Genomic DNA, 25,759 nt, shown 5'->3' on the forward strand with positions numbered 1-25,759 from the left:
GAAAATGACCGCCACGGCGCTTTTCGTGTGACTCTCGAGGGCTCCGGATTGGCTTTCCCGCCACAGGTGCGGGCAGGATGCGTTCCGGGCGCGAGGGTCTGAACAGCAGACCCGGGTCCGGGGACTGTCCGAGGGCCCTGGCAGCATCGGCTTCGATCTCACGCCTCATTGGCAAGATGAACACGGGAGTACAACATGAACCGCAGTGAGCTGGTGGCCGCTCTGTCCGAGCGCGCCGAGGTGACCCGAAAGGACGCCGACGCCGTGCTGGCCGCCCTCGCCGAGGTGACCGGTGAGGTCGTCGCGAAGGGCGACGAGAAGGTCACCATCCCCGGCTTCCTGACCTTCGAGCGCACCCACCGTGCCGCTCGCACCGCGCGCAACCCGCAGACCGGTGAGCCGATCGAGATCCCGGCCGGCTACAGCGTGAAGGTCTCCGCGGGCTCCAAGCTCAAGGAAGCCGCCAAGGGCAAGTAAGCCCTCGCGAACGAAAGGGGCGGTCACCCAAGGGTGACCGCCCCTTTTGGCGCTCCTACGGGCCCTGAGACCCGTCTACGAGGCCCTACGCGGGCTGTGCGCCCGCCCGGAGCTCCACTTTCGCGCCGAGCTTCACGAGGCTCTCCATGTTGTGTCCCCCCCCGGGGGTAACGCCCGGGCCCCCAGCCGGGGCGTCGTGGCTGGGGGTGGGGGATGGGGCAGCCCGCCGCGGGTGTCGGGGCGGGCTGTGGTGGTGGGGGCCCGGCCGTCGGGCCGGGGGAGGGGGGCTATGCGGGGGCGGTGCCGCCCGGGAGCTCCACTTTCGCGCCCAGCTTCACGAGCTTCTCCATGAAGTTCTCGTAGCCGCGGTTGATCAGGTCGATGCCGTGGACCCGTGAGGTGCCCTGGGCCGCCAGGGCCGCGATCAGGTAGGAGAAGCCGCCGCGGAGGTCGGGGATGACCAGGTCGGCGCCCTGGAGCTTGGTGGGGCCGGAGACGACCGCGGAGTGCAGGAAGTTGCGCTGGCCGAAGCGGCACGCGGAGCCGCCCAGGCATTCGCGGTAGAGCTGGATGTGGGCGCCCATCTGGTTGAGCGCCGAGGTGAAGCCCAGCCGCGACTCGTAGACCGTCTCGTGGACGATGGACAGGCCCGACGCCTGGGTCAGGGCCACCACCAGCGGCTGCTGCCAGTCGGTCTGGAAGCCGGGGTGGACGTCGGTCTCCAGGGCGATCGCGTCGAGCTTGCCGCCCGGGTGCCAGAACCGTATGCCCTCGTCGCCGATGTCGAAGGCGCCGCCCACCTTGCGGTAGGTGTTCAGGAAGGTCATCATCTCGCGCTGCCGGGCGCCGCGCACATAGATGCTGCCCTCGGTCGCCAGCGCCGCGCTGGCCCAGGAGGCGGCCTCCAGGCGGTCCGGGAGGGCGCGGTGGTTGTAGCCGCCGAGCTTGTCGACACCGGTGATCCGGATCGTGCGGTCGGTGTCCATGGAGATGATGGCGCCCATCTTCTGCAGCACGCAGATGAGGTCCTCGATCTCCGGCTCGACCGCCGCGTTGGAGAGTTCCGTCACACCCTCGGCGAGCACCGCCGTCAGCAGCACCTGCTCGGTGGAGCCCACCGACGGGTACGGCAGGCGGATCTTGGTGCCGCGCAGCCGGTGGGGGGCCTCCAGGTACTGCCCGTCCGCCCGCTTCTCGATCGTCGCGCCGAACTGGCGCAGTACGTCGAAGTGGAAGTCGATCGGCCGGCCGCCGATGTCACAGCCGCCCAGGCCCGGGATGAAGGCGTGGCCGAGGCGGTGCAGCAGCGGGCCGCAGAAGAGGATCGGGATCCGCGAGGAACCGGCGTGCGCGTCGATGTCGGCGACATTGGCGCTCTCCACGTGCGTGGGGTCGAGCACCAGCTCACCGGACTCGTCACCGGGGCGCACCGTCACGCCGTGCAGCTGCAGCAGCCCGCGCACCACCCGCACATCGCGGATGTCGGGGACGTTGCGCAGCCTGCTGGGACCACTGCCGAGCAGGGCGGCCACCATGGCCTTCGGCACGAGGTTCTTCGCGCCGCGGACACGGATCTCGCCTTCGAGCGGGGTGCCGCCGTGGACGAGCAGGACATCGTTCGAGCGGGTCATCGGGTCTCGCGTTCCTGAGACGGGCAGGGCCAAAAGGCACAGGGGCCAAAGGGCAAGAGTAATGGCCCTGGAGACCGCCTCCGTAAGACTCTTGCGCGCATTGAGTCCTCCCGTGTGGGCGGCAACACGTTCCGTCCCTCTCGAAGAGCCCACAGTCACGTGCGCCGCATCTGCTGTCTTGCGCCCCGACCTGCTCTCATACGGGACTCGTCTTCCACTCCCCCTCCGGCCCGGATATGGGGGATCATGTGGCCATGACCGAGGTGTCCTCGCTCACAGGACGGCTGCTTGTCGCGACACCGGCGCTTGCTGACCCGAACTTCGACCGCGCGGTGGTGCTCCTCCTCGATCACGACGAGGAGGGCTCGCTCGGTGTGGTCCTGAACCGCCCGACCCCGGTGGGGGTGGGCGACATCCTGGAGTCGTGGGCCGAGCTGGCCGGGGAGCCGGGGGTGGTCTTCCAGGGCGGTCCGGTCTCGCTGGACTCCGCGCTGGGCGTGGCCGTCGTCCCGGGCGAATCGGGCCGGTCCCCGGCGCGCACCGAGGACGGGCCACTCGGCTGGCGCAGAGTGCACGGGGCGATCGGGCTGGTCGACCTGGAGGCGCCGCCGGAGCTGCTGGCGGCCGCCGTGGGGTCCTTGCGCATCTTCGCCGGTTACGCGGGCTGGGGGCCCGGCCAGCTGGAGGACGAGCTCGCCGAGGGCGCGTGGTACGTGGTGGAGTCCGAACCGGGCGATGTGTCCTCGCCCGCCCCCGAGCGGCTGTGGCGCGCGGTGCTGCGTCGCCAGCGCAGCGAGCTGGCCATGGTCGCCACGTATCCGGACGACCCTTCTCTCAACTAGGCATGAGTACCCTAGGGCTGTATGAGCACTCTTGAGCCCGAGCGCGGGGCAGGCACGGGGACCCTCGTTGAGCCGACACCTCAGGTGTCGCACGGTGACGGCGACCACGAGCGCTATGCCCACTATGTACAGAAAGACAAGATCATGGAGAGCGCCCTCTCCGGATCTCCCGTCGTCGCACTCTGCGGCAAGGTCTGGGTCCCGGGTCGTGACCCGAAGAAGTACCCGGTGTGTCCCATGTGCAAGGAGATCTTCGAGGGCATGGGCGCCGGTGGGGACAAGGGCAAGGACGGCGGCGACGGCAAGAAGTAGCCGGCCGTAGGCCCTGACGGAAAAGCCTCGCGCGACAGGCGGCTCGCCCGGCCCGTGACCCCACTCGGGGGTCGCGGGCCGGGCATGCCGTGCTTGTGCGCCCTGCCGTGCGCCGGATGACCCCAGTAGGGTCGGCCCATGAGCGGGCGTACGGAGAACGGGGCGGCGCGGGCCGCCTATCTGGTGTTCGGGGCGCGTGAGGTCGACGAGCCCGACGCGGAAGGCGCCAGCGCCTATTGCCAGTTCGAGAAGGACTGGGACGCCCAGCTGGAACAGTGCGGGCGGCTGGCCGCCGAGCGCGGCTACCGGCCCGCCGGAAGCTGTGTGATGTCGGTCGCGCAGCCGACCCTTCCCAGACTTCTGGAGTGGGCGGCCGACCCGGGCTGTGACGTGGTGCTGGTGGCCAGCGACCGCGTCCTCGAGCGGATCCGGAAGACCTGGCCCGACTGGGACCGGGTGATCGCGCGCCTGGAGGAAGCGGGTGCGCGGGTGGAGGCCGTGCCGTATGTTGAACCCGCCTATCCGGGCGAGGAGTTGCCGCGTCGCTAGCGCGAAGTTCGTTTCGCCGCGCAGCGGTTCGGCTCATTTGGTCACGGAGTGGTTCAGACCTCTTGTGGCGTCGCTCAAGGTTCCCTAGCCTCACGCATATTGTGCTGAGCGAAACATGCGTTGCATATGTTGCAACGCCAAATGTTTAAGGGTCCTCATGAAGTCGTCCCATCACTCCGCGTTCTCCCGGCTGTCCTCCCGCGTCACCGTGCCCGTGGCGGCACTGACCCTGGCGGGGCTGGCCGCGACCGGATGCGCTCCCTCCACCTCCGACAACAGCTCCAAGGAGGATGAGAAGAGCGGCAAGCTGCGTGTCTGGCTCTTCCAGGAGGTCAACAACGCGCCCAAGAAGAAGGTGATCGACGAGGCGGTCGCCGGCTTCGAGAAGGAGCACGACGGGACCGAGGTCGAGGTGACCTACATCCCGATCGACACCCGGGCGCAGAAGATCAAGGCGGCCTTCAACGACCCCAAGAGCGCTCCGGACGTCATCGAGTACGGCAACACCGACACCGCCGGCTACGTCAAGGACGGCGGACTGCTGGACATCAGCAAGGAGTTCGGCGCCTGGGGCGACTCGACGAACATCGACCCCACCGCGAAGTACTCGCTGACCATCGGCGGCAAGGTCTACGGCGCTCCGCTCTTCGTCGGAGTCCGGGCGCTGTACTACCGGACTGACGTCTTCAAGGACCTCGACCTGGAGCCGCCGACCACCCAGGATGAGTTGATTGCGACCGCGAAGAGGATCCGCTCGGAGCGGTCGGATCTGTACGGGCTCGCGGTCGGCGGCGCCTACACCTATGGCGCGATGCCCTTCATCTGGGCCAACGGCGGCGATCTCGCCAGCGAGAAGGGCAAGTTCGGCTCGAACGAGTACGAGGCGGCCATCGACAGCGCCGACGCCCAGAAGGGCGTCAAGGCGTACACCTCGCTCTTCGGCAACGACAACTGCCCGGCCGCCAAGTGCGCCCAGTGGGGCGGCAACGACACCATCGAGGCGTTCGCCTCGGGCAAGGCGGGCATGGCGATCGGCGGCGACTTCAGCCGTCAGGCCATCGAGGCGGGCAAGGTCAAGGGCAAGTACAAGGTCGTGCCGCTGCCGGGCGTCAAGAAGGGCGAGATCGCCCCGGCCTTCGCGGGCGGGAACAACGTCGGAGTGCTCAAGAGCACCACGCACCGCACGCTCGCCGTGGACCTGCTGCAGACGCTCTCCGGGAAGCAGACCCAGCGCAAGCTCTACGACGCCATGGGCTTCCTGCCGACCTTCACCGATGTGCGCGGCGACGTGGCGCAGAAGGACCCCTTCGTGAAGCCCTTCGTGAAGACGCTCAACGACAGCGCCAAGTTCGTGCCCGCCTCGCCCGGCTGGGCGGCCATCGACGCGCAGCTCGTCCTGCCCACCATGTTCCAGGAGATCGTCAGCGGCCGTAAGAACGTGGAGACCGCCACCAAGGACGCCGCGAAGAAGATGGACGAGGCATTCCAGCAGTGAGCTCCGGCACCGCACAGCACGCCCGGCGCGCCCCCGCCAAGGGCCGCCGGTCCCGGCCGGGCCCCGTCGTCCCGGCCGGGGGCCGAGCCAGGAAGGGCTCCCGGCGGGGAGCCTGGACGCCCTGGCTCTACCTCGCCCCGGCGCTCGTCGTCCTGGGCGGGCTGCTCGTCTACCCGATCTACCAGCTCGGTCTGATCTCCTTCCTGGAGTACACCCAGGCGCAGGTCAGCGGCGGTGAACCGACCACCTTCCAGGGATTCGCCAACTACGCCGAGCTGTTCGGCGACAGCGAGTTCTGGAACGTGGTCGTGGCCACGCTGCTCTTCGCCGCCGTCTGCGTGGTCTCCACCCTCGCGGTCGGCTGTGGGCTCGCGGTGCTGCTGACGCGCGTACGGGCCATTCCGCGGCTGGCGCTGATGCTGGCCGCGCTCGGCGCCTGGGCCACCCCGGCGGTCACCGGCTCGACGGTCTGGGTCTTCCTCTTCGACGCCGACTTCGGGCCGGTGAACAAGATCCTGGTGTGGTTCGGGCTCTCCGGGTTCGAGAACTACTCCTGGACCTACGACCGCTACAGCGCCTTCGCCCTGGTGCTGTTCGAGGTCGTGTGGTGCTCGTTCCCGTTTGTGATGGTCACCGTCTACGCGGGCATCAAGGCCATCCCCACCGAGGTGCTGGAGGCCGCCGCCCTCGACGGCGCCTCCACCTGGCGGATCTGGCGCACCATCATGGCGCCGATGCTGCGGCCGATCCTCGTCGTGGTGACCATCCAGTCCATCATCTGGGACTTCAAGGTCTTCACCCAGATCTACGTCATGACGGACGGCGGCGGGATCGCGCGCCAGAACATGGTGCTCAACGTGTACGCGTACCAGAAGGCGTTCGCGTCCTCGCAGTACAGCCTGGGCTCGGCGATCGGCGTGGTGATGCTGCTGATCCTGCTGGTCGTGACGCTGGTCTATCTGCGGCTGCTGCGACGCCAGGGAGAAGAACTGTGAGCCACTCGCGCGTCTCGCTGCGCATCCGCCGTCCCTGGCGCTTCGCCGCCGAGGCCACCGCCCTGATCGTCGCGGCCGTGGTCGCCTTCCCGCTGTACTGGATGGTGCTCTCGGCCTTCAAGCCCGAGGGGGAGATCCAGTCCACCGAGCCCCGGCCGTGGACGACGGCCCCGTCGCTGGACTCCTTCCGGCGCGTCTTCCAGCAGGAGGACTTCGGGCGCTACTTCCTCAACAGCCTCTTGGTGGCCGCGGTGGTGGTGGTCGCCTCGGCGCTGATCGCCTTCCTCGCGGCGACGGCGGTCGCCCGCTTCCGGTTCCGCTTCCGCACCACGCTGCTGATCATGTTCCTGGTCGCGCAGATGGTGCCGATCGAGGCGCTGACCATCCCGCTGTTCTTCCTGATGCGCGATCTGGGGGAGTCGGTGCCGGGGATCGGGCTCAACACCCTGGGCTCGCTGATGCTGCCGCATATCGCCTTCTCGCTGCCGTTCGCCATCTGGATGCTGCGCGGCTTCGTCAAGGCGGTGCCCGAGGCACTGGAGGAGGCGGCCTATCTCGACGGGGCCAGCCGCTCCCGCTTCCTGTGGCAGATCCTCTTCCCGCTCGTCTTCCCCGGACTGGTCGCGACGAGCGTCTTCTCCTTCATCTCCACCTGGAACGACTTCCTGTTCGCCAAGTCCTTCATCATCAGCGCGACCGAGAACTCCACCCTTCCGATGGCGCTGCTGGTCTTCTTCAAGGCCGAGGGCAACGACTGGGGAGGCATCATGGCGGCGTCCACCGTCATGACCATCCCTGTGCTGATCTTCTTCGTCCTCGTACAGCGCCGACTGGTCTCCGGTCTCGGCGGCGCCGTGAAGGACTGACGAAGAGACCGACGAGCGGGCCGACAAGGGCTGGCAAAGCGCCGACAAGCATCGACAAGCGCTGACAAACGCCGACAAGGGCCGGTGAGGGAGCAGATGACACACGACGCCGCGGGGCTGATCCCCGCGCCCCGCCATGACCAGAGCCGTACGGGCCGCGCGGGCGCGCGGATCCACCCGCGGCACACCGCCCTGGCCGCGGGCCCCGGCACCGAGGGTGTGGCGCGCCTGCTGCGCACCACCCTCGGCCAGGCGCTCGGCCTGTCCCTGCCGGACGGCGAACCCGGCGGCCCCGACACCGTCACGCTGCGGATCGACGCCGCGCTGGAGCCCGAGGGCTACCGGCTCACCGTCGCCGACGGCCGGGTGGAGATCGCGGGCGGCACGGCCGCGGGCGTCCACTGGGGCACGCAGACGCTCCGTCAGCTGCTGGGCCCCGACGCCTTCCGCCGCGCCCCGCTCAGGGGTGCGGAGGCCACCTGGGAGCTGGCGGAGCGGACGGTCGAGGACGCGCCGCGGTTCGCCTGGCGCGGGCTGATGCTGGATGTGGCCCGCCACTTCATGCCCAAGGACGGTGTCCTCGCCTATCTCGACCTGCTCGCCGCCCACAAGCTCAATGTCTTCCACTTCCATCTCACCGACGACCAGGGCTGGCGCGTCGAGATCCGCCGCTATCCGAAGCTGACCGAGACGGGTGCCTGGCGTGAGCGCACCAAGCTCGGCCACCGGGCGTCCCCGCTGTGGGACGAGCGGCCGCACGGCGGTTACTACACCCAGGACGACATCCGCGAGATCGTCGCGTACGCCGCCGAGCGGCATATCACCGTCGTGCCGGAGATCGACATTCCCGGGCATTCGCAGGCCGCCATCGCCGCGTACCCGGAACTGGGCAACACCGATGTCATCGACACCGCCTCCCTCGGAGTCTGGACCACCTGGGGCGTCAACCCGAACGTACTCGCCCCCACCGACAACACGCTCCGCTTCTTCGAGCAGGTGCTGGAGGAGGTCCTGGAGCTGTTCCCCGGCACCTTCGTCCACATCGGCGGCGACGAGTGCCCCAAGGACCAGTGGAAGGCGTCCCCGGCCGCCCAGGAGCGCATCCGCGCACAGGGCCTCGCCGACGAGGACGGGCTGCAGAGCTGGTTCATCCGCCACTTCGGCCACTGGCTCGCCGAGCGCGGGCGCCGGCTGATCGGCTGGGACGAGATCCTCGAGGGCGGCGCGGCCGACGCCCCGCTGCCCGAGGGTGCCGCGGTCTCCTCCTGGCGCGGCTACGCGGGCGGGATCGCCGCCGCGCGGGCCGGCCACGACGTCGTCATGTGCCCCGAGCAGCAGGTGTACTTCGACCACCGGCAGGCTCCGGGCGAGGACGAGCCGGTCCCGATCGGCTATGTCCGCACCCTGGAGGATGTCTATCGCTTCGAACCGGTTCCACCGCAGCTCACCGGCGCCGACGCGGACCGGGTGCTGGGCGCCCAGGCCAATGTCTGGACCGAGGTGATGGAGGACCGCCGGCGTGTCGACTACCAGGCCTTCCCCCGGCTCGCCGCCTTCGCCGAGGTCGTCTGGTCGGCGCTGCCGCCGTCGTCCGAACGGGACTTCGGGGCGTTCCAGGGGCGCATGGAGGCACATTACGCGCGTTTGGACGCGCTCGGCGTGAGCTACCGCCCGCCCGCCGGGCCGCTTCCCTGGCAGCGGCGCCCCGGTCTGCTCGGACGCCCGCGCGAGGGAGCGCCCCCGGTCGTGTGAGCCGGCCCGCCGCGGCCGGGGGACCGGGCCCTGAAAAGGGTGCGCGCCGGTGCTCCGCCGCCCCCGGGAGCGTAGTCCCTCCGGCGCAAGACCAATTCGCACAAGGGTCCCTGAAACGTGGCAATCCACTCCCGGCGGAGACCTTGCCCCAAACCCGTACCATCCCCCAGGTCAGGGACGGATCCACGGATCACGGACCCCCGCGACGGCGGGCTCGCAAGATGTGCCAGAGTTGCCACGTCCGGGCTGTCAGCACGTACCGTACGGCGCAACAGCCGGGACACCGGGGAAGGGGCAGCTGGGTTGACCACGCACGCACCGCAGGCGGCGCACACGGTGACGTTGCCGGGCACGCTCGACGAGGCCGTGGCGGCACTGGCCGCCATGCCCGCCGCCGTGCCCGTGGCGGGCGGTACCGATCTGATGGCCGCGGTCAACTCCGGCCTGCTGCGGCCCGCCGCGCTCGTCGGCCTCGGCCGGATCAGCGAAATCCGAGGCTGGCGCTATCTGGACGGGCACGCCCTCCTCGGCGCCGGACTCACCCACGCCCGGATGGGCCGACCCGACTTCGCCGCGCTGATCCCGGCGCTGGCCGCGGCCGCGCGGGCCGCCGGACCACCGCAGATCCGCAACGCCGGCACCCTCGGCGGCAACATCGTCACCGCCGCCCCCACCGGCGACGCGCTGCCGGTGCTCGCCGCGCTGGAGGCCACCGTCATCATCGCCGGGCCCGAGGGGTCCCGCCGCGAGATCCCGGTCAGCCATCTGCTCGCCGGGGTCGATCTGCTGAACCCCGGTGAACTCGTCGGATTCGTCCGGGTTCCGCTGCTGCACGCCCCGCAGACCTTCATCAAGGCCACCGGGCGCACCGGACCCGGCCGGGCCACCGCCTCCGTCGCCCTCGTCCTCGACCCCGCGCGGCGCGGCGTGCGCTGTGCGGTCGGGGCGGTCGCGCCGATGCCGCTGCGCCCCCTGGACGCCGAGCGCTGGGTCGCCTCGCTCATCGACTGGGACGGCGACCGCGGCCATCTCGACCCGCAGGTCACCACCGCTTTCGGCGAGTACGTCGCCGCCGCGTGCATCCCCGATCCGCTGCCGCCGCAGGACGGAAGCGAGCCGGTCCCCCTGCCACCTGCCGCGATCCACCTGAGGCGTACTGTGGCGGCCCTGGCCCGCCGAGCTCTGGGGAGGGCACTCGCGTGAGTGATGAACAGCAGCCGCACCGGCCGGATCCGGGGAGCGGATGGCAGCCGATGCCGCACGGCCCGGAGTACGACGCCGAGTCGACGGCGTTCGTACAGCTGCCGCCCGACTACGCCCACCCGGACCCGACCGATCCGTCCGGCCGTTGGGACCCGCTCGCGGCGCCCGGCACGGGCTACGCGCCCCCGCCGATGGACGTGGGGCACGGTGACCCGTCCCATGGCGGCCAGTGGCAGCCGTCCGCCCACGACCAGGGCATGACCGGGCACTGGACCACCGCGGAGACCGACGGCGGCTATCTGTACGGCGGCCGGCACGATCCGCACGGCTCCGTCCAGTGGCCGGTGCCCGCCGAGGACCAGCAGGGCCACCTCCCGCCGCACACCGGCCACTGGCCGGCTCCGGCGGCCGAGGAGCCGGTGGACGACTGGCCGGTGGACGACTGGCCGGTGCCCGCCTCGTCCGACAACGGCGCGGGCGGGCCCGTGCAGACCAGCCAGTGGACCATCCCGGTCGCGGGCGACGACGGTGTGGACGAGACCGGTGAGTACCGGGTCGACGACCACCCCGGCCCGGCCGCCCCGCCGTACGGCGGCCACGCGGACGGCCCCCAGGACCCGCAGACGACGGCCCAGTTGCGGATGCCCTTCGCCGGCTCGGCGCCCCGGCAGCAGCCCCACCAGCCGCACCAGCCCCCGCCCGGGCAGCAGCAGGGACACACCGGCCAGTGGTCGGTTCCGGCCGCCGAGGAGGGCGTGGAGGACTCCGGGGAGTACGCGGTCGAGGGCCACCCGGGCCCGGCCGCGTCCGCCCCGTCGGCCGCGCCCACGCAGCCGCCCGCCCGCCGCCGGCTGCGCATGCCCGACCGCCAGGACCCGGCGTGGCCGGGGCCCTCCGCCGGGGACGCGGGCGAGTTCGCGGCCGAGGGGCACCAGGGGCTGCACACCCCGCCCCGTGGCACCCCGCCCCACAACAGCCCGGCGCCCGGCGAGCGGACGCCCGCCGACGACCCCGGGCGGCGGCCCGGCGGCCCGGTCACCGGGGGCTCCGGCGAGTTCCCGGTCGACGGTCAGCACGCCGGGCTGGAGACCCCGCCGCACGGCAGCCCGGCGCCCGGGCTGCCCCAGGAGGCGAGCTGGCCCGGTGCCTTCGCGGACGACCGGTTCGCGGGCGACGCCCATGGGCACGCCCCGCACCCCGGCCCCGAGGACGGCGCAGGCCACACCGACGCCCCCGACGCCGCGCCGAGCGCCGCCGAGGCGGCCCCCGCCGAAGCGCTGCCGGACGTCGCCGAGCCGGAGCCCGCCGAGCCCGCGACCGAGCCTGAACCGGCTGCGGCCGAGGGCGAGTTCGCGGCCGCTGAGGCCGCCGCGGCGCCCGCCCCGGCCGGGACCCCGACGGACGCTCCCGAGGCCGCTGACGCCCCCGCCGAGCCCCTTACGGACCCCGTCTCCGTCGAGGCGGCCCCGGCCGCCGATGAGCAGCCGAGCCACAGCGAGCATCCGCTCGCCTCCTACGTGCTGCGCGTCAACGGCGCCGACCGCCCCGTCACCGACGTCTGGATCGGCGAGTCGCTGCTCTACGTCCTGCGCGAGCGCCTCGGCCTCGCCGGGGCCAAGGACGGCTGCTCGCAAGGCGAGTGCGGGGCCTGCTCGGTCCAGGTCGACGGGCGGCTCGTCGCCTCCTGCCTGGTGCCCGCCGCCACCGCCGCGGGCAGCGAGGTCCGCACCGTCGAGGGCCTCGCCACCGGCGGACAGCCCTCCGACGTCCAGCGGGCGCTCGCCGAATGCGGGGCCGTGCAGTGCGGCTTCTGCGTGCCCGGGCTCGCGATGACCATGCACGACCTCCTCGAGGGCAACCACGCCCCCACCGACCAGGAGACCCGCCAGGCGATCTCCGGCAACCTCTGCCGCTGCTCCGGCTACCGCGGGATCCTCGACGCCGTCCGCGAGGTCGTCGCGGGCCGCGAGGCCGCCGACGAGGCGGCGCAGGCCGAGCCGGACGGCGGACCCGACGCCCACCAGGACCCGGCCCGTATCCCGCACCAGACGGGACCGCACGGCATCACCGGCAACGGGAGCGTCAACGGAAGCGGTAGCGGAAGGGCATCGGCATGACCGGAATCGCGGACGGCGGGGGCGCCGTCACCGCCACCCCCGCCGCCGGAACGCCCATCCAGCCCCCGTCCACCATGGGCCTCGGCGTGTCCCTGCCGCCCGCCGACTCGGCGGCCAAGACCACGGGCACCTTCCCGTACGCGGCCGACCTGTGGGCCGAGGGGCTGCTGTGGGCCGCGGTGCTGCGCTCCCCGCACCCGCACGCGCGCATCGTCTCCATCGACACCACGCAGGCCGTCGAGATGCCCGGCGTACGGGCCGTGGTGACCCACGCCGACGTGCCCGGCGACGCCTCCCACGGACGCCGGGTCGCCGACCGTCCGGTCTTCGCCAAGGACCTGGTCCGCCACCACGGCGAGCCCATCGCTGCGGTCGCCGCCGACCACCCCGACACGGCCCGGCTGGCGGCCGCCGCCATCGCCGTCGAGTACGAGGTGCTGGAGCCGGTCACCGACCCCGAGCAGGCGTTCTCCGCCGAGCCGCTGCACCCCGACGGCAATCTGGTCCGCCATATCCCGCTGTCCTTCGGCGATCCGGACGTGGTCGGCGAGGTCATCGCCGAGGGGCTGTACCGCATCGGCCGTCAGGACCCGGCGCCCATCGGCGCCGAGGCGGGCCTGGCCGTGCCGCGCCCCGACGGCGGGGTGGAGATCTACACCGCCTCCACCGATCCGCACGCCGACCGCGACCTGGCCGCCGCCTGCTTCGGGCTGGAGCCGGAGCGGGTGAAGGTCGTCGTCACCGGCGTCCCCGGCGCCATGGGCGAGCGCGAGGACCCGGGGATGCAGCTGCCGCTCGGGCTGCTGGCGCTGCGCACCGGCCATCCGGTGAAGCTGGCCGCGACCCGTGAGGAGTCCTTCCTCGGCCACGCCCACCGCCACCCCACGCTGCTGCGCTACCGCCACCACGCGGACGCCCAGGGCAAGCTGGTCAAGGTCGAGGCGCAGATCCTGCTGGACGCGGGGGCCTACGCCGACTCCTCGGGGGACACCCTGGCCGCCGCCGTCTCCTTCGCCTGCGGCCCCTACGTCGTCCCGCACGCCTTCATCGAGGGCTGGGCCGTGCGCACCAACAACCCGCCCTCCGGCCATGTGCGCGGCGAGGGCGCCATGCAGGTGTGCGCCGCGTACGAGGGCCAGATGGACAAGCTGGCGGCCAAGCTGGGCATCGACCCCGTCGAGATCCGGATGCGCAATGTGATGGCCACCGGCGATCTGCTGCCCACCGGACAGACCGTCACCTGCCCGGCGCCGGTCGCCGAACTGCTGCAGGCCGTAAGGGACGCACCGCTGCCCGCCCTCCCCAAGGACGACCCGGAGGAGGAGTGGCTGCTGCCGGGCGGCCTGGAGGGCGCGGGCGACCCGGCCGCCGTGCGGCGCGGGGTCGGCTACGCACTGGGCATGGTCCATATGCTCGGCGCCGAGGGGGCCGACGAGGTCTCCACCGCCACCGTCAAGGTCACCGGCCCGGTGGCCACGGTCATCTGCGCGGCAGTCGAGACCGGCCAGGGCTTCGCCACCCTGGCCCGCCAGATCGTCCAGGACGTCCTCGGTATCGAAGAGGTCCATATCGCGCCCATCGACACCGATCAGCCCCCGGCCGGGCCCGCCTCGCGCGGCCGCCACACCTGGGTCTCCGGCGGTGCGGTCGAGCGGGCCGCGAAGATGGTCCGCACCCAGCTCCTGCAGCCCCTCGCGCATACGTTCGGCATGTCGACCGAGCTGCTCAGCATCGCCGACGGCAAGATCACCTCGTATGACGGGGTGCTCAGCACCACCGTCGAGGAGGCCCTGGAGGGCAAGGAGCTGTGGGCCACCGCGCAGTGCCGTCCGCATCCCACCGAGCCGCTGGACGAGACCGGGCAGGGTGACGCCTTCGTCGGGCTCGCCTACTGCGCGGTGCGCGCCGTGGTGGACGTCGACATCGAGATCGGCGCGGTACGGGTCGTCGACATGACGGTGGCCCAGGACGTGGGCCGGATCCTCAACCCCCGTCAGCTCAGGGCCCGTATCGAGGCGGGCGTCGCCCAGGGCATCGGCGCGGCGCTCACCGAGAACCTGCGCACCTCGCGCGGTGTGGTCCGCCACCCGGACCTGACCGGCTACGCCCTGCCGACCGCCCTGGACGTCCCCGACATCCGCATCGTCAAGCTGGTCGAGGAGCGGGACGTGGTGGCCCCCTTCGGCGCCAAGCCGGTCAGCGCGGTGCCGGTGGTCACCTCCCCGGCGGCGGTGGCGGCGGCGGTCCGCGCGGCCACCGGCCGTCCGGTCAACCGCCTCCCGATCCGCCCCCAGGCGGCGGTCGTCAACCGCACGTAACCGGCGCGTCCGTAAGACGCCGGCCGTGGCAGCCGACGCGTCCGTAAGGCGTCGGCCGTGGGCGCCCCGCCGTCGCGGGGCGCCCGTTCTCCGGGCCCGGCCTTCGTACTCGGCTTCCGGGCCCGGCTTCCGGGCTCAGCGCATGGCGGCCGCGCTCAGCACGGGGCGGTCGCGCCCGGCCGGGCGGCCGGTGCCGAGCGCGGGGCGGCCGGGTTCGAGCGCCGCCGCCACCACCGGGCCGATCCGGTCCAGGGACTCCTCCCGCATCATCCGGTAGTGGTGGTCGGGGATGCCGTGCACCGTAAGGGCGCCGTCCACGAAGGGGCGCCAGGATTCCGGCACATGCAGCGGATCGCGCCGGTAGCCGGGAATCTCCTCCGCCGCGTAGAACAGCAGCATGTCGCCGTGGAACCGCTCGGGCGCGAACTTCCGCATCAGCTCCTGGTCGTTGAGCAGGATGTCGAGCAGCGGGAAGCTGGTCTCGCCCTCCAGCAGCCGGGCGGGCAGCCCGGTCTCCCGGCAGAGGTCCGCCACCAGGTCGGCGGTGCCGTCCGCCCCGTCGGGGTGCGCCTCCAGCCAGCCCGGGGCGAAGATGTCGCCGCCCCCGATGTCGTCGAGCAGCACCCCCAGCCACTGACGCTTGCTGAGCTCCGGTGCCTCGGGCAGCGCCTGGGCGTTGTCGGGGTAGGCGTCGACCACGGCCAGTACGGCGACCTCCTCGCCCTGGGCCTGCAGCCGGGTGGCCATGGCGTGCGCGATCAGCCCGCCGAAGGACCAGCCGAGCAGATGGTACGGACCGGCCGGCTGGACGGTCCGGATCTGCCGCAGATAGTCGGCGGCCATCTCCTCGACGCTCGCCGGGAGGATGTCCGGTTCGGTCAGCCCGCGCGCCTGGAGGGCGTACACCGGCTGGTCCGGGGCGAGATGGCGGAGCAGCCCGGTGTACGACCAGCCCAGACCCCCGCCGGGGTGGACGCAGAACAGCGGCGGGCGCTGCCCCTCGCCGCGCAGCGGCAGCAGGATGTCCAGCGGCTGCTGCCGCTGCGCCGCGGCCGGTCCCGCGGCGTCCAGGCGGGCCGCCAGCCGGGCGACGGTCGGCGCCTCGAAGAGGTCGCGCATCGACAGCTCGGTGGCCAGCGCGGCGCGGGCCTGGCTGGCCAGTTTGGAGGCGAGCAGTGAATGGCCGCCGAGCAGGAAGAAGTCGTCGTCGATGGTGACGCCGTCGACCCCCAGGACCTCGCCGAAGAGCGCGCACAGTGTCTCCTCGCGCGGGGTGCGGGGCGCGCGGCCGCCCGTGGCGGCCTCGAAGGAGGGCGCGGGCAGCGCGGCCCGGTCCAGCTTGCCGTTGGCGTCCAGGGGGAGGGTGCCGAGCACCACGACCGCACTGGGCACCATGTGCTCGGGCAGCACCTCGCCCAGGGCCTCGCGGGCCGTGGCGGCGTCCGGCGGGGTGTCCCCGGCGGACGTCACATAGGCGACCAGCCGCTGGTCGCCGGGCCGGTCGGTGCGGATCGCCGCGGCGGCCTCGGCGACCTGGGGGAGCGTCCGCAGCGCCGCCTCGACCTCGCCCAGCTCGATGCGGAAACCGCGCAGCTGGACCTGGCCGTCGGTGCGACCCACGTACTCGACGTCGCCGTCCGGCAGCCGGCGGGCGAGATCGCCGGTGCGGTACATCCGGGTGCCGGGCGGGCCGTAGGGGTCGGCGACGAACCGCTCGGCGGTCAGGGCCCGTCGGCCCAGATAGCCGCGGGCCAGCTGCGCCCCGGACACGTACAGCTCGCCGGTGACCCCGGCCGGACAGGGCTTCAGGGCGGTGTCGAGGACGTACATCCGGGTGTTCCACACCGGCCGGCCGATCGGCACCGGCCCCTCACCGCCGGGCGCGGAGGGGTGGTGGGCGATCTGGATGGTGGTCTCGGTGGGCCCGTAGAGGTTGTTCAGCGGCACGCCGGGGAACCGCTCGTGGAACCGCTCGGCGGTCTCGCGCGGCAGCGCCTCACCGCCGCTGGACGCCCGTCGCAGGATGCCCGCGCACGCGTCGGCGGCGTCCGGGTCGGCGAGGAACGCCTGGAGCATCGACGGTACGAACTGGAGTGCGGTGATGCCCTGTTCGCGCACCGTGCGCGCCAGATACGCCGGGTCCTTGTGGCCGCCGGGCTTGGCGACCACCAGGGCCGCGCCGCTGAGCAGGGGCAGGAAGAACTCGCAGACCGAGGCGTCGAACCCGGCCGGGGTCTTCTGCAGCATCCGGTCCCCGGGGGTGAGGTGGTAGGCGTCCCGCATCCACTCCAGGGAGTTGGCGACGGCCCGGTGGGGCACGAGGACGCCCTTGGGACGGCCGGTGGAGCCCGAGGTGTAGATGATGTACGCGGGGTGCTCGGGGTCGATCGCCACCGCCGGAGCGGAAACGTGCGCCGCGCCCCGGGCGCCCGTGATGTCCACGACGTCCAGCAGCAGCCGCCCCACACCGTGGCGCGCGGGCAGCGCCCCGGCGCTGTCGGCGCGGGTGACGACGAGGGCGGGGCCCGCGTCGTCGAGCATGTACGCCAGCCGCTCGGCCGGGTAGTCCAGGTCCAGGGGCAGATACGCGGCCCCCGTCTTCAGTACCGCGATCAGCGCGATGACCAGGTCGGCGGAGCGGGGCAGAGCCACGCCGACGATGCGCTCGGGCCCGGCGCCGCGCGCGATGAGCACCCGGGCCAGCCGGTTCGCCGCCCGGTCCAGCTCCGCGTAGCTGAGCACGGTGTCATCGCAGACCAGGGCCTGGGCGTCGGGGGTCCGGGCGGCCTGGGCCGCCAGCAGCTCCGGGAGGAGGGCGCCGGAGGTCGGATGCGCCGTCTCGCCCGGCGCGTCCAGGACCCGCCGGCGCTCCTCGGCGGACAGCAGTTCCAGGGAGCCGACGGTGCGCTGCAGGTCCGAGGTGTCGGAGAGGGAGCGCAGCAGGCCGAGGTAGCGCTCCCGGTGGGCGATGAGGGCGTCCTCGGTGTAGAGGTTGGAATTGGCGTTGAGGTCGATCCGGATACCGGTCCCGTCGGACCGGTCGTATCCCATGATCGAGAGGTCCTCGACGGTTCCGTTGGAGAGGTTGTGGCCCTTGACCCGGTGACCGGCGAAGTGGAAGTCGTAGTCGTACGTCATGATGTTGACGTGCGGGCCGAGCAATCCGTTTCCGCCGTCCGGAAGTCGCAGATCCCGGGCCAGGTCGATACGGCGGTAACGCTGATGGCGCAGGGCCTGCCTGACTTCCCGTGAGATCTGCCGTACCAGCTCCCGTATTCGCATATCGGCGCGCACCTGTATACGCAGCGGCACCACATTGGCGAACATCCCGGGAATGGCGCGGGCGGTGGCATCGGTACGGCCCGAGATCGGCAGCGTGAGAATGATGTCCGATTTACCGGTCAATCGATGCAGATAAAGGGAGGTCGCTGCGATGATCATAGCCGACCAGTGGGTGGCGTATTTACGCGCGGCGGCCCGCAGCTCGACCGCTTCCTCCTCGGTCAGGTAGGCGGTCTGCCTCAGGACGGTGGAAAGTTCCCTGGTGGGGTGGGTGGAAAGCCGCGCCGGGCGCGGGGAATCGCCGACGTGTTCCAGCCAGTACGCGCGGTCTTTGGCGAAATCCGGCGAGGCCCGGTATTCCGCGTCCTGGTCCACCATCGCCTGCAGGGAGCCGAAGACCGTTTCCCCCTCGGCCGGGTCGGTCCCCGCCATGAGCGCGGTGTACACCTCGGCGGTCCGCCGGCCCAGCAGGGCGGCCGATCCGGCGTCCGACACGATGTGGTGCGTGCCCTGGTACCAGAGGAAGCGCTCGGGCTCCACCTTCAGCAGGGCGAACGAGAACGCGGGGTAGTCGCCCAGCTTGAGCGCCCCCGTGGCCAGGTCGTTCTTCATCCACCGCTCGGCCACGGCCCAGGGGTCGTCCTCGCCGGTGAGGTCCAGCTTCGGCAGCTCCCAGTCGGTCACCGGGTCCAGGATCTGCCAGGGCTCCCCGTCGTCCTCGCCGACCCGCACGTTGTAGGGCTCGGCCTCCGCCACGGCCCGGCGCAACGCCCGCTCGAATATCTCGGTGTCTATCGGTCCTTGTATCTCCAGGTACTCGCCGACCCTGAAGGTGGTGCTCTCCGGCGGCTCCAGCTGCTCAATGAACCAGATCTCACTCTGGCCGGTCGAGAGCGGCAGACGGGCGGCCGGTGCGGCGGGCTGCACATTTCCCCCATTGAGGATGGAACCACGGTCGAAAAAGGTGCCTGCCGACCGGGAGTCGTTTTCCGCGCGGCCGCAGGCACCACACTGACCCTATGAGACGCAATTGCACTCAGTGAGGGGGTCAGGAGACCGTTCGGTGGCGAGAGTGTGAAAATCGCCGAAGTCCTAGGGATTTACCTGGGGTATCCCTGGCGCCGAGGTGGCTGGATGGCGTGGATGAGCATGCGCCAGGAGGGCGCATGTGTCCAGAGCATGTCCGAGAGTTCACCGAGCGGCAACCCATTGCGCGGGCGCCCCTGAGGGCGCCCGCGCAAGGTGTGTGGAGGCCGTGGCGGGAATCGAACCCACGTAACTCGATTTGCAGTCGAGCCCCTCAACCACTCGGGCACACGGCCGATGTCGTGCTCTGTTCCCGACGATAGGACGGGGGTGGGGCGGGCACAACGCCGAGGCGGGGGCTGCCATACGACTGACACACTGCGTTCATGGCCGCCGGATACGCCCGCCCGGATACGCCCGCCCGGATACGCCCGTCCGGATACGCCCGTCCGGGGGCGGCCGGGCCCCGGCTCACGGCGCGGGGCGATCCGCCAGGAAGTCCTCGACCACCTGGCGGAAGAGATCCGGGTCGTCGACCCACGGATAGTGGCCCACCCCGGGCAGGGGCCGCACCCGTCCGTCCGGGAAGGACTCGGCGACCAGCTCCCCGGCCCGCATCCCGGTCACCGCGTCCCGGTCGCCGGTGATCGCCAGCACCGGGCACGGCACCTCGCGCAGCCGGGCCAGCACCGCGCGCCGCCCCGCCTCGTCGACGCCCTGCCAGAAACCGGCCCGCGCCACGGGACCCAGCTGCTCGCCCTCGCTCTCGGCGTGCGCCCGCTGGGGCTCCTCCCAGCGGCCGTAGGCCATGGGGGCGGCCTGGAGCAGCAGCCTGCGCATCTCGGCGAGGTCGGTGGTGTCGGGCAGTAGCTGCACCGCCGTATACGCCTCCTGAAACCAGGGCTCGTCGGCGCGGGACTCGAAGATCTCCCGGGCGTCCTCGGGGAGTTCGCCCTGCAGTCGCGCGCCCGGGCACACCACGATCAGCCGGGCGAGCCGCTCGGGGTGGGCGGCCGCGTACGCCTGGGCCGTCGCGGCGGCCGCGTCATGGGCGAGCAGTGGGAAGCGGGCGAGGTCCAGGTGGCGGCGGAGCGCCTCGAGGTCCTCGGCGAGCCCCGGGAAGGCGTAGCCACTGGGGTCGACGGCCGGCGGGGAGTCCCCGGTGCCGCGGCTGTCGGGGATGACGAGGGTGTGATGGGCGTTCAGCCCGCCGAGGTCGCCCAGATACGCGGCGCTGCGCCCCGGCCCGCCCGCCAGGCAGATCAGCGGCGGCCCCGCTGAGCCGTCCCGGGCCTCCAGGACGCGGTAGGCCAGCTCGGTTCCGTCGTACGAGGTGTAGTGCGGCATGGAGTCAGCTTGCCCCAGCATCGTCATCTTGACCGTGCTTGACCGGGGGCGTGGTGTGCCGGGTGTGGCGCATGAGCCGTGGGCGGCGGTCCGCATGACGCAAAAGCTTCGGTTGGGGCGATCTTGTGCGGACCCAAATTACGCTTATGGTTTCCGTCCGCTTCTCCGTATGATGCGAATGTGTTCGATTCCCGGCACGTCAAGACGTTCCACGAGGTGGTCCGCTCCGGCTCCTACTCCGGAGCCGCCCGCGCGCTCGGCTATACCCAGCCGGCCATCACCCAGCAGATGAAGGCGCTGGAACGGGCCGTGGGCAGTCCGCTGTTCATCCGGGTCGGCCGGGGGATGCGGCTGACCGAGGCGGGGGAGACCCTCGCCCGACACGCCGACACCATCCTGACCAGCATCTCCACCGCCCAGCAGCAGATGAGCGCCATCACCCGGCTGCGCTCGGGCCGGGTGCGCGTCTGCGCCTTCCCCAGCGCCAACGCGACCCTCATCCCCGAGGCCATGGCCCGGCTCGCCGCCGCCCATCCGGGGGTGCGGGTGGAGCTGCTGGAGGGCGAGCCGCCTGACTCGCTGGGGCGGGTGGTGCGCGGGGAGTGCGACATCACGCTCGCCTTCACCTATCCCGGGCTGCGCGAGGAGACCCCCGCCGAGCTGGTGGAGATCCCGCTGCTGGAGGACCAGCTGACGGTGCTGCTGCCGACCGGGCATCCGCTGGCCAGACGGCGGGCGGTCAAGCTGGCGGAGCTGAGCGAGGAGCGCTGGATCGCCGGGTGTCTGCGGTGCCGCGCCAACTTCCTGCACGAATGCGCGGAGCAGGGCTTCGCCCCGGACATCGCCTTCACCACCGACGACAATCTGGTGGTGCAGAGCATGGTCGCGGCGGGGCTGGGCGTGGCGATGATGCCAGGGCTGGTGCTCTCGTTCCTGTGCCACCAGAAGGTCACCGGGCGCGCCCTGGACCCCGCCTCGCGCCGCCATGTCTCGGCGTATGTGCTGCGCGAACACCTGGAGATACCGGCCACCGCGCGGGTGCTGGAGGAACTGAAGACGGTGGCGGGGAACCGGGTCGGATGCTGAGCCCGGCCGTGCGCTGACCGCTTGTCCATAAGCGCCATCCATAGAGGCACCGTCCATCAGCCCGTCGTCCATCAACGTCATCCATAAGCAGCGCTTGGGGATGGCTCAACAACCTGTCGTTGGACGTGATGGAGTGGGCGGCAGGACGCTGCCAGCATGAGCACCCCGACCGCGTATCCGTCCTCCCGTCTTCTCACGGCACGCCTCGGCGAGTTCGTCGGCGACGTCCGCGAGGCCGTCGACCGGGGGCTGGCGCCCGATGTGACCGCCTATCTGGTCGGCGAGCGACTCGCGCCCCACCTCGGCGCGGCCGATCTGCTCACCCCCGAGCAGCGCGAGGGTGACCCCGACCGCTACCGCCAGCACGTTCTGCACGCCGAGCCCGACGGCAGCTTCTCGATCGTCGCGCTGGTGTGGCTGCCCGGTCAGCGCACGGCGATCCATGACCATGTGTCCTGGTGTGTGACCGGCGTCCACGAGGGTGAGGAGCGCGAGCGGCGCTACCGCCTCGTCCCCGACGGCCCGGGCTCGCGCCTGATCGCGGTGGAGGACGTGGTCAACCCGCGGGGCGCGGTGTGCGGTTTCGCGCCGCCCGGAGATATCCACAGGGTGTGGAACGCCTGCGGGACGAAGGCGATCTCGATCCACGTCTACGGGGCGGACATCGCCCGCCTGGGCAGCAGTGTCCGGCGGGTCTACGACCTTCCGACGGCGGACGAGGGTCACGGCCTTCCGACGGCGGACGGCCAGTGACGCTGACCGCCGCGCCCGGACGGGCGCGGCAGGCTGCCGGATGGCGGCCGCCCGCCACGGCATACGGGCTCGGACTCGCCGCTGCCGGGGTCGCGGCCGCCTGGGGCGTCCACTGGCTGCTCCCCGCCGTACCCCTGCTGACCGCCGCCGTGGTGCTGGGCATCGTCGCAGCCCATCTGCCGGGGGCGCGCGGACTCGTCCGGGGCGTCTGCCGCGCCGGGCTGTCCTTCGCCGGGAAGCGGCTGATGCGGCTCGGCATCGTGCTGCTCGGCCTCAAGCTCAGCCTGAACGATGTGCTGGGCCTCGGCTGGGCCACCGTGGCGATGGTCCTCGGCGTGGTCGCGGCCACCTTCTGCGGCACCTGGTGGCTCGGCCGCCGGATGGGGCTGCGCGGCGATCAGCCGCTGCTGATCGCGACCGGCTACTCGATCTGCGGGGCCTCCGCCATCGGCGCGGTGAGCGAGGTGTCGGAGAGCGATGAGCGTGACGTGGCCACCTCCGTGGCGCTGGTGACGCTGTGCGGCACCCTCGCCATCGCCGTCCTGCCGCTGCTTCAGCACCCCTTGGGGCTGGACGACGTGGCGTTCGGCCGGTGGGTGGGCGCGAGCGTGCACGACGTGGGCCAGGTCGTGGCCACCGCACAGACCGCAGGACCGGCGGCACTGGGCGACGCGGTGCTGGTCAAGCTGGTGCGGGTGGCCCTGCTCGCCCCGCTGGTCGCGGCGCTCGCGACGTCCGTACGGGCGCGGGGGCGCGCCAAGGCGGCGGCGGGCGAGGGGACGGCGGGCGAGGGAGCGGCGGGCGAGGGGGCGAAGCGGCGGCCGCCGCTGGTGCCGCTGTTCGTCCTCGGCTTTCTCGCGATGACCGGCCTGCGCAGCACGGACCTCCTGTCCACCGCAACGCTGGACACCGCCGCCACGGCCCAGGAACTCCTCCTCGCCGCCGCCCTCTTCGGCCTCGGCAGCGCCGTCCACCTCCCCTCGCTCACCCGCACCGGCGCCCGGGTCGCGGCGCTGGGGCTGTGTGCGTGGGTGGTGATCGCGGGGGCGTCGTACGCGGGGGTGCTGCTCACCACGTAGGGCCGGGGGCGGCCCAGGGTGCCGGGCGTGGTCGCGGCCAGGGTCAGGCGTACGGCCGGGGCCCGGGGTGGGGCCAGGGGGCGCGGCGAGGGCCCGCGGCGAGGGCCCGCGGGGCCGGGGCTCGGGGTGCGGCCGGGGTCGCGGCCAGGGGCCGGGTGCCTGGTCAGGGTCGGGGCCCGGCTGGGGGTGCCGGGGTGCGGCCGGGGTCGCGGCCAGGGGCCGGGTGCACGGTCAGGGTCGGGGCCCGGCCGAGGCCCGGGCCGGGGGGTGCCGGGGTTCGGCCGGGGACCGGGGTGCGGCCAGGGCCTGGCGTGCAGCCGTGGGTGCCGGGGGCGAAGCCAGGGTTGTGTGGGCCACGGCCCGCGTCGTGGGCAGCGCGCCCTAGGGCCAACGGCCGAGCGCGGCTCCGTCCCGCGACAGGTGTGACGTCCCCGAACGCCACTTACTCTGACGCCATGACCCCTCGCGACCCCCATGACGCCGACGCCGCCGTCACGGACAGCGCCGCCCTGCCGCCCCAGGCGTCCCCCCTCCCACCCGAGCCGCAAGACGGAGACCTGGACCTGGACCTGGACCTGGGCCTGGAGGGCGGCGGCGACACCGGCGGCGACACCGTCCTGGGGAGGCGCTACCGCGCCCTCACCCTCGGCATCGTCACCGTCGTCTCCCTCATCGCCTTCGAGGCGAGCGCGGTCAACACCGCGATGCCGGTCGCGGCCCGAGCGCTGGACGGGGTGGAGCTCTACGCGTACGCCTTCTCCGCCTACTTCACCGCGAGCCTGTTCGCGATGGCGCTGTCGGGGGAGTGGTGCGACCGCAAGGGGCCGCTGGCGCCGCTGTTCACCGGGATCGCGGCGTTCGCCGCCGGGCTGCTGGTGGCCGGTTCGGCACAGCAGATGTGGATGTTCGTGGGCGGGCGCGCGGTGCAGGGCATAGGCGGCGGGCTGGTGATCGTCGCGCTGTATGTGGTGGTCGGCCGCGCCTATCCGCAGCGGCTGCAGCCCGCCGTGCTGGCCTCCTTCTCCGCCGCCTGGGTGCTGCCGGTCATCGTCGGCCCGCTCGCCGCCGGGACCGTCACCGAACAGGTCGGCTGGCGCTGGGTGTTCCTGGCCATCCCGGTGCTGGTGCTGCCACCGCTCGCGGTGATGCTCCCCGCGCTGCGCGCTCTGCCCCCGAGCGAGCGCTCCGCGGGCATGAACCGACGTCGCATCCTCCTCGCGCTCGCCGTCGCGGCCGGCGCCGGGCTGCTGCAGTACGCGGGCCAGGACCTCAGCTGGCTCTCGCTCGTCCCGGCCGCCGCAGGTCTCGCCCTGCTCGTCCCCTGTGTACTGCGGCTGCTCCCCGAGGGCACCTTCCGCGCCGCGCGCGGGCTGCCGGCGGTGATCCTGCTGCGCGGGGTGGCGGCGGGGTCCTTCCTGGGCGCGGAGAGCTTCGTCCCGCTGATGCTGGTGACCCAGCGCGACCTGTCCGCGACCGCCGCCGGGCTCTCCCTCACCGGCGGCGGACTCACCTGGGCCCTGGGCTCCTACACCCAGAGCCGCCCCCGCCTGGAGCCGCACCGCGAACGGCTGATGGGCCTCGGCATGCTCCTCATCGCCGTGTCCATCGCCGCGGTGCTCCTGGCCCTCATCGACTCCGTCCCGGCCTGGATCGTGGCCGTGGCCTGGGTGATCGGCGGCTATGGGATGGGGCTCGCCATTTCCAGCGGGAGCGTGCTGCTGCTGAAGCTCTCCCGTCCGGAGGACGCGGGCAGCAACTCCGCCTCCCTCCAGGTCTCCGACGCGCTCGGCAACATCACGCTGGTCGGCCTCAGCGGTGTCCTCTTCGTCTCCTTCGGCGGCGGCGATATCGCCGCCGCCGGCTCGACGGCCTCCCACCAGCCGGCCGCCTTCGGGGCGGTCTACGTGGCGATGACGGCGGTGGCGCTGGTGGGGGCGTGGGTGACGACGCGGTTGCGGCCCGAAATGCGTTAGTACCGCGTGGTACCACGCGGTACCGTCGGCTTATGGCTGCGCTGAATCTACGCTTTACGGACGAAGAGCTCGACGCCCTGCGTAAGCGCGCGGAGGCCGAGGGCCGGAGCATGCAGTCGTTCGCCCACGACGCGGTGATCGCTGCGATCAATGAGCACTCCCGGCTATTCAACGAGGCCGCCGCCCATGTGTTGCGGGCGAGCGAAGAACTCAACCGGAGGCTCGCCTGATGCACTACCTCACCCTGCCCGAGCTGCTCAACCTCGCCGAGCGTCTCGGGGCCGACGAGGTGCGCGACTACGGGCTGGTGGAGTCCGCTCTCACCCGTCCGCAGGCGAGCGTGTTCGGGCAGGACGCCTACCCGGACGTGTGGCAGAAGGCGGCGGCGCTGATGGAGTCGCTGGCGCGCAACCGCGCGCTGGTGGACGGCAACAAGCGGCTCTCCTGGTACGCGACCTGGGTCTTCCTCCACATCAACGGGCATCCGCTCAGCGCGGATTTCGACGTCGACGAGGCCGAGCGCTTCGTGCTGAGCGTCTGCCAGGGCGAGCTGGACGTGCCGAAGATCGCGGAGGGGCTGACCCGGTTCACGAACCGAATGTGAGTCTGATCCCACCCTCGGGTGGGATCAGCCCGTACCCCCGAGCGTGAATGAT

At 72.2% G+C, this 25,759-nt stretch carries 20 protein-coding genes and 1 tRNA gene; 17 read left to right on the top strand and 4 right to left on the bottom strand.

The annotated features are described in order from the left end of the window. Positions 1-195 precede the first annotated feature (195 nt). Complete coding sequence (locus ACFYOY_RS37355) at positions 196-477, top strand: HU family DNA-binding protein (protein ID WP_009717479.1); 282 nt, start codon at positions 196-198, stop codon at positions 475-477. Between the two features lie 287 nt (positions 478-764). Here ACFYOY_RS37355 and murA read toward each other — a convergent pair whose 3' ends face one another. Beyond that, a complete protein-coding gene (murA, locus tag ACFYOY_RS37360; RefSeq protein WP_351895887.1) occupies positions 765-2,108 on the bottom strand; it encodes a UDP-N-acetylglucosamine 1-carboxyvinyltransferase in 1,344 nt (447 codons plus the stop codon). A gap of 254 nt (positions 2,109-2,362) precedes the next feature. Between murA and ACFYOY_RS37365 the strand changes: the two genes are divergently transcribed. The 10 genes from ACFYOY_RS37365 (at position 2,363) to ACFYOY_RS37410 (ending at position 14,557) form a co-directional block, all read left to right on the top strand. Continuing rightward, complete coding sequence (locus ACFYOY_RS37365) at positions 2,363-2,950, top strand: YqgE/AlgH family protein (protein WP_059144558.1); 588 nt, start codon at positions 2,363-2,365, stop codon at positions 2,948-2,950. 21 nt (positions 2,951-2,971) lie between these two features. Then, positions 2,972-3,262, top strand: coding sequence for a DUF3039 domain-containing protein (locus ACFYOY_RS37370; RefSeq protein WP_079059403.1), 291 nt, complete (start codon positions 2,972-2,974; stop codon positions 3,260-3,262). A gap of 138 nt (positions 3,263-3,400) precedes the next feature. Continuing rightward, positions 3,401-3,811 (top strand): hypothetical protein, encoded by a 411-nt coding sequence (locus tag ACFYOY_RS37375; RefSeq protein WP_208519710.1) that lies wholly within the window; start codon positions 3,401-3,403, stop codon positions 3,809-3,811. Positions 3,812-3,968: 157 nt separating this feature from the next. Then, complete coding sequence (locus ACFYOY_RS37380; protein ID WP_351895870.1) at positions 3,969-5,306, top strand: extracellular solute-binding protein; 1,338 nt, start codon at positions 3,969-3,971, stop codon at positions 5,304-5,306. Beyond that, positions 5,303-6,301 (top strand): sugar ABC transporter permease, encoded by a 999-nt coding sequence (locus tag ACFYOY_RS37385; RefSeq protein ID WP_351895864.1) that lies wholly within the window; start codon positions 5,303-5,305, stop codon positions 6,299-6,301. The genes ACFYOY_RS37380 and ACFYOY_RS37385 overlap by 4 nt, the downstream gene beginning before the upstream one ends. Continuing rightward, positions 6,298-7,167, top strand: coding sequence for a carbohydrate ABC transporter permease (locus ACFYOY_RS37390; RefSeq protein ID WP_351895858.1), 870 nt, complete (start codon positions 6,298-6,300; stop codon positions 7,165-7,167). The genes ACFYOY_RS37385 and ACFYOY_RS37390 overlap by 4 nt, the downstream gene beginning before the upstream one ends. A 96-nt stretch (positions 7,168-7,263) precedes the next feature. Further along, entirely contained in the window at positions 7,264-8,919 is a 1,656-nt protein-coding gene (locus ACFYOY_RS37395) for a beta-N-acetylhexosaminidase (protein ID WP_351895852.1), read from the top strand. Between the two features lie 303 nt (positions 8,920-9,222). Next, on the top strand, positions 9,223-10,122 hold the full coding sequence (locus tag ACFYOY_RS37400; RefSeq protein ID WP_043237255.1) for a xanthine dehydrogenase family protein subunit M: 900 nt from the start codon (positions 9,223-9,225) through the stop codon (positions 10,120-10,122). Beyond that, positions 10,119-12,239, top strand: coding sequence for a 2Fe-2S iron-sulfur cluster-binding protein (locus tag ACFYOY_RS37405; RefSeq protein WP_388592087.1), 2,121 nt, complete (start codon positions 10,119-10,121; stop codon positions 12,237-12,239). The genes ACFYOY_RS37400 and ACFYOY_RS37405 overlap by 4 nt, the downstream gene beginning before the upstream one ends. After that, positions 12,236-14,557: a xanthine dehydrogenase family protein molybdopterin-binding subunit gene (locus ACFYOY_RS37410; protein WP_093462213.1), complete on the top strand. Its 2,322-nt coding sequence runs from the start codon at positions 12,236-12,238 to the stop codon at positions 14,555-14,557. The genes ACFYOY_RS37405 and ACFYOY_RS37410 overlap by 4 nt, the downstream gene beginning before the upstream one ends. A gap of 135 nt (positions 14,558-14,692) precedes the next feature. Here ACFYOY_RS37410 and ACFYOY_RS37415 read toward each other — a convergent pair whose 3' ends face one another. The 3 genes from ACFYOY_RS37415 to ACFYOY_RS37425 form a co-directional block, all read right to left on the bottom strand. Further along, a complete protein-coding gene (locus ACFYOY_RS37415) occupies positions 14,693-18,766 on the bottom strand; it encodes an amino acid adenylation domain-containing protein (RefSeq protein WP_388592089.1) in 4,074 nt (1,357 codons plus the stop codon). Positions 18,767-19,086: 320 nt separating this feature from the next. Continuing rightward, a tRNA-Cys gene (locus ACFYOY_RS37420) sits at positions 19,087-19,161 on the bottom strand. Between the two features lie 175 nt (positions 19,162-19,336). Next, positions 19,337-20,212, bottom strand: a complete 876-nt coding sequence (locus ACFYOY_RS37425; protein WP_351895828.1) for an alpha/beta hydrolase — start codon at positions 20,210-20,212, stop codon at positions 19,337-19,339. A gap of 180 nt (positions 20,213-20,392) precedes the next feature. Between ACFYOY_RS37425 and ACFYOY_RS37430 the strand changes: the two genes are divergently transcribed. The 6 genes from ACFYOY_RS37430 to ACFYOY_RS37455 all read left to right on the top strand — a co-directional run bounded on the left by ACFYOY_RS37430 (position 20,393) and on the right by ACFYOY_RS37455 (position 25,707). Further along, positions 20,393-21,298 (top strand): LysR family transcriptional regulator, encoded by a 906-nt coding sequence (locus ACFYOY_RS37430; RefSeq protein WP_211125312.1) that lies wholly within the window; start codon positions 20,393-20,395, stop codon positions 21,296-21,298. Between the two features lie 156 nt (positions 21,299-21,454). Then, the gene (locus ACFYOY_RS37435) at positions 21,455-22,051 is read left to right on the top strand and encodes a cysteine dioxygenase family protein (RefSeq protein WP_351895819.1); all 597 of its coding nucleotides are present in this window, start codon (positions 21,455-21,457) and stop codon (positions 22,049-22,051) included. Continuing rightward, positions 22,048-23,130 (top strand): YeiH family protein, encoded by a 1,083-nt coding sequence (locus ACFYOY_RS37440; protein ID WP_388592092.1) that lies wholly within the window; start codon positions 22,048-22,050, stop codon positions 23,128-23,130. The genes ACFYOY_RS37435 and ACFYOY_RS37440 overlap by 4 nt, the downstream gene beginning before the upstream one ends. 455 nt (positions 23,131-23,585) lie before the next feature. Beyond that, positions 23,586-25,103, top strand: coding sequence for an MFS transporter (locus tag ACFYOY_RS37445; RefSeq protein ID WP_351895809.1), 1,518 nt, complete (start codon positions 23,586-23,588; stop codon positions 25,101-25,103). A 32-nt stretch (positions 25,104-25,135) separates the two neighbouring features. Further along, complete coding sequence (locus tag ACFYOY_RS37450; protein WP_020870939.1) at positions 25,136-25,333, top strand: Arc family DNA-binding protein; 198 nt, start codon at positions 25,136-25,138, stop codon at positions 25,331-25,333. Next, positions 25,333-25,707, top strand: a complete 375-nt coding sequence (locus tag ACFYOY_RS37455; RefSeq protein WP_351895799.1) for a Fic family protein — start codon at positions 25,333-25,335, stop codon at positions 25,705-25,707. The genes ACFYOY_RS37450 and ACFYOY_RS37455 overlap by 1 nt, the downstream gene beginning before the upstream one ends. Positions 25,708-25,759: the final 52 nt, after the last annotated feature.

The organism is Streptomyces sp. NPDC007875 (assembly GCF_042868035.1).
Taxonomy (GTDB): Bacteria; Actinomycetota; Actinomycetes; order Streptomycetales; family Streptomycetaceae; genus Streptomyces; species Streptomyces antimycoticus.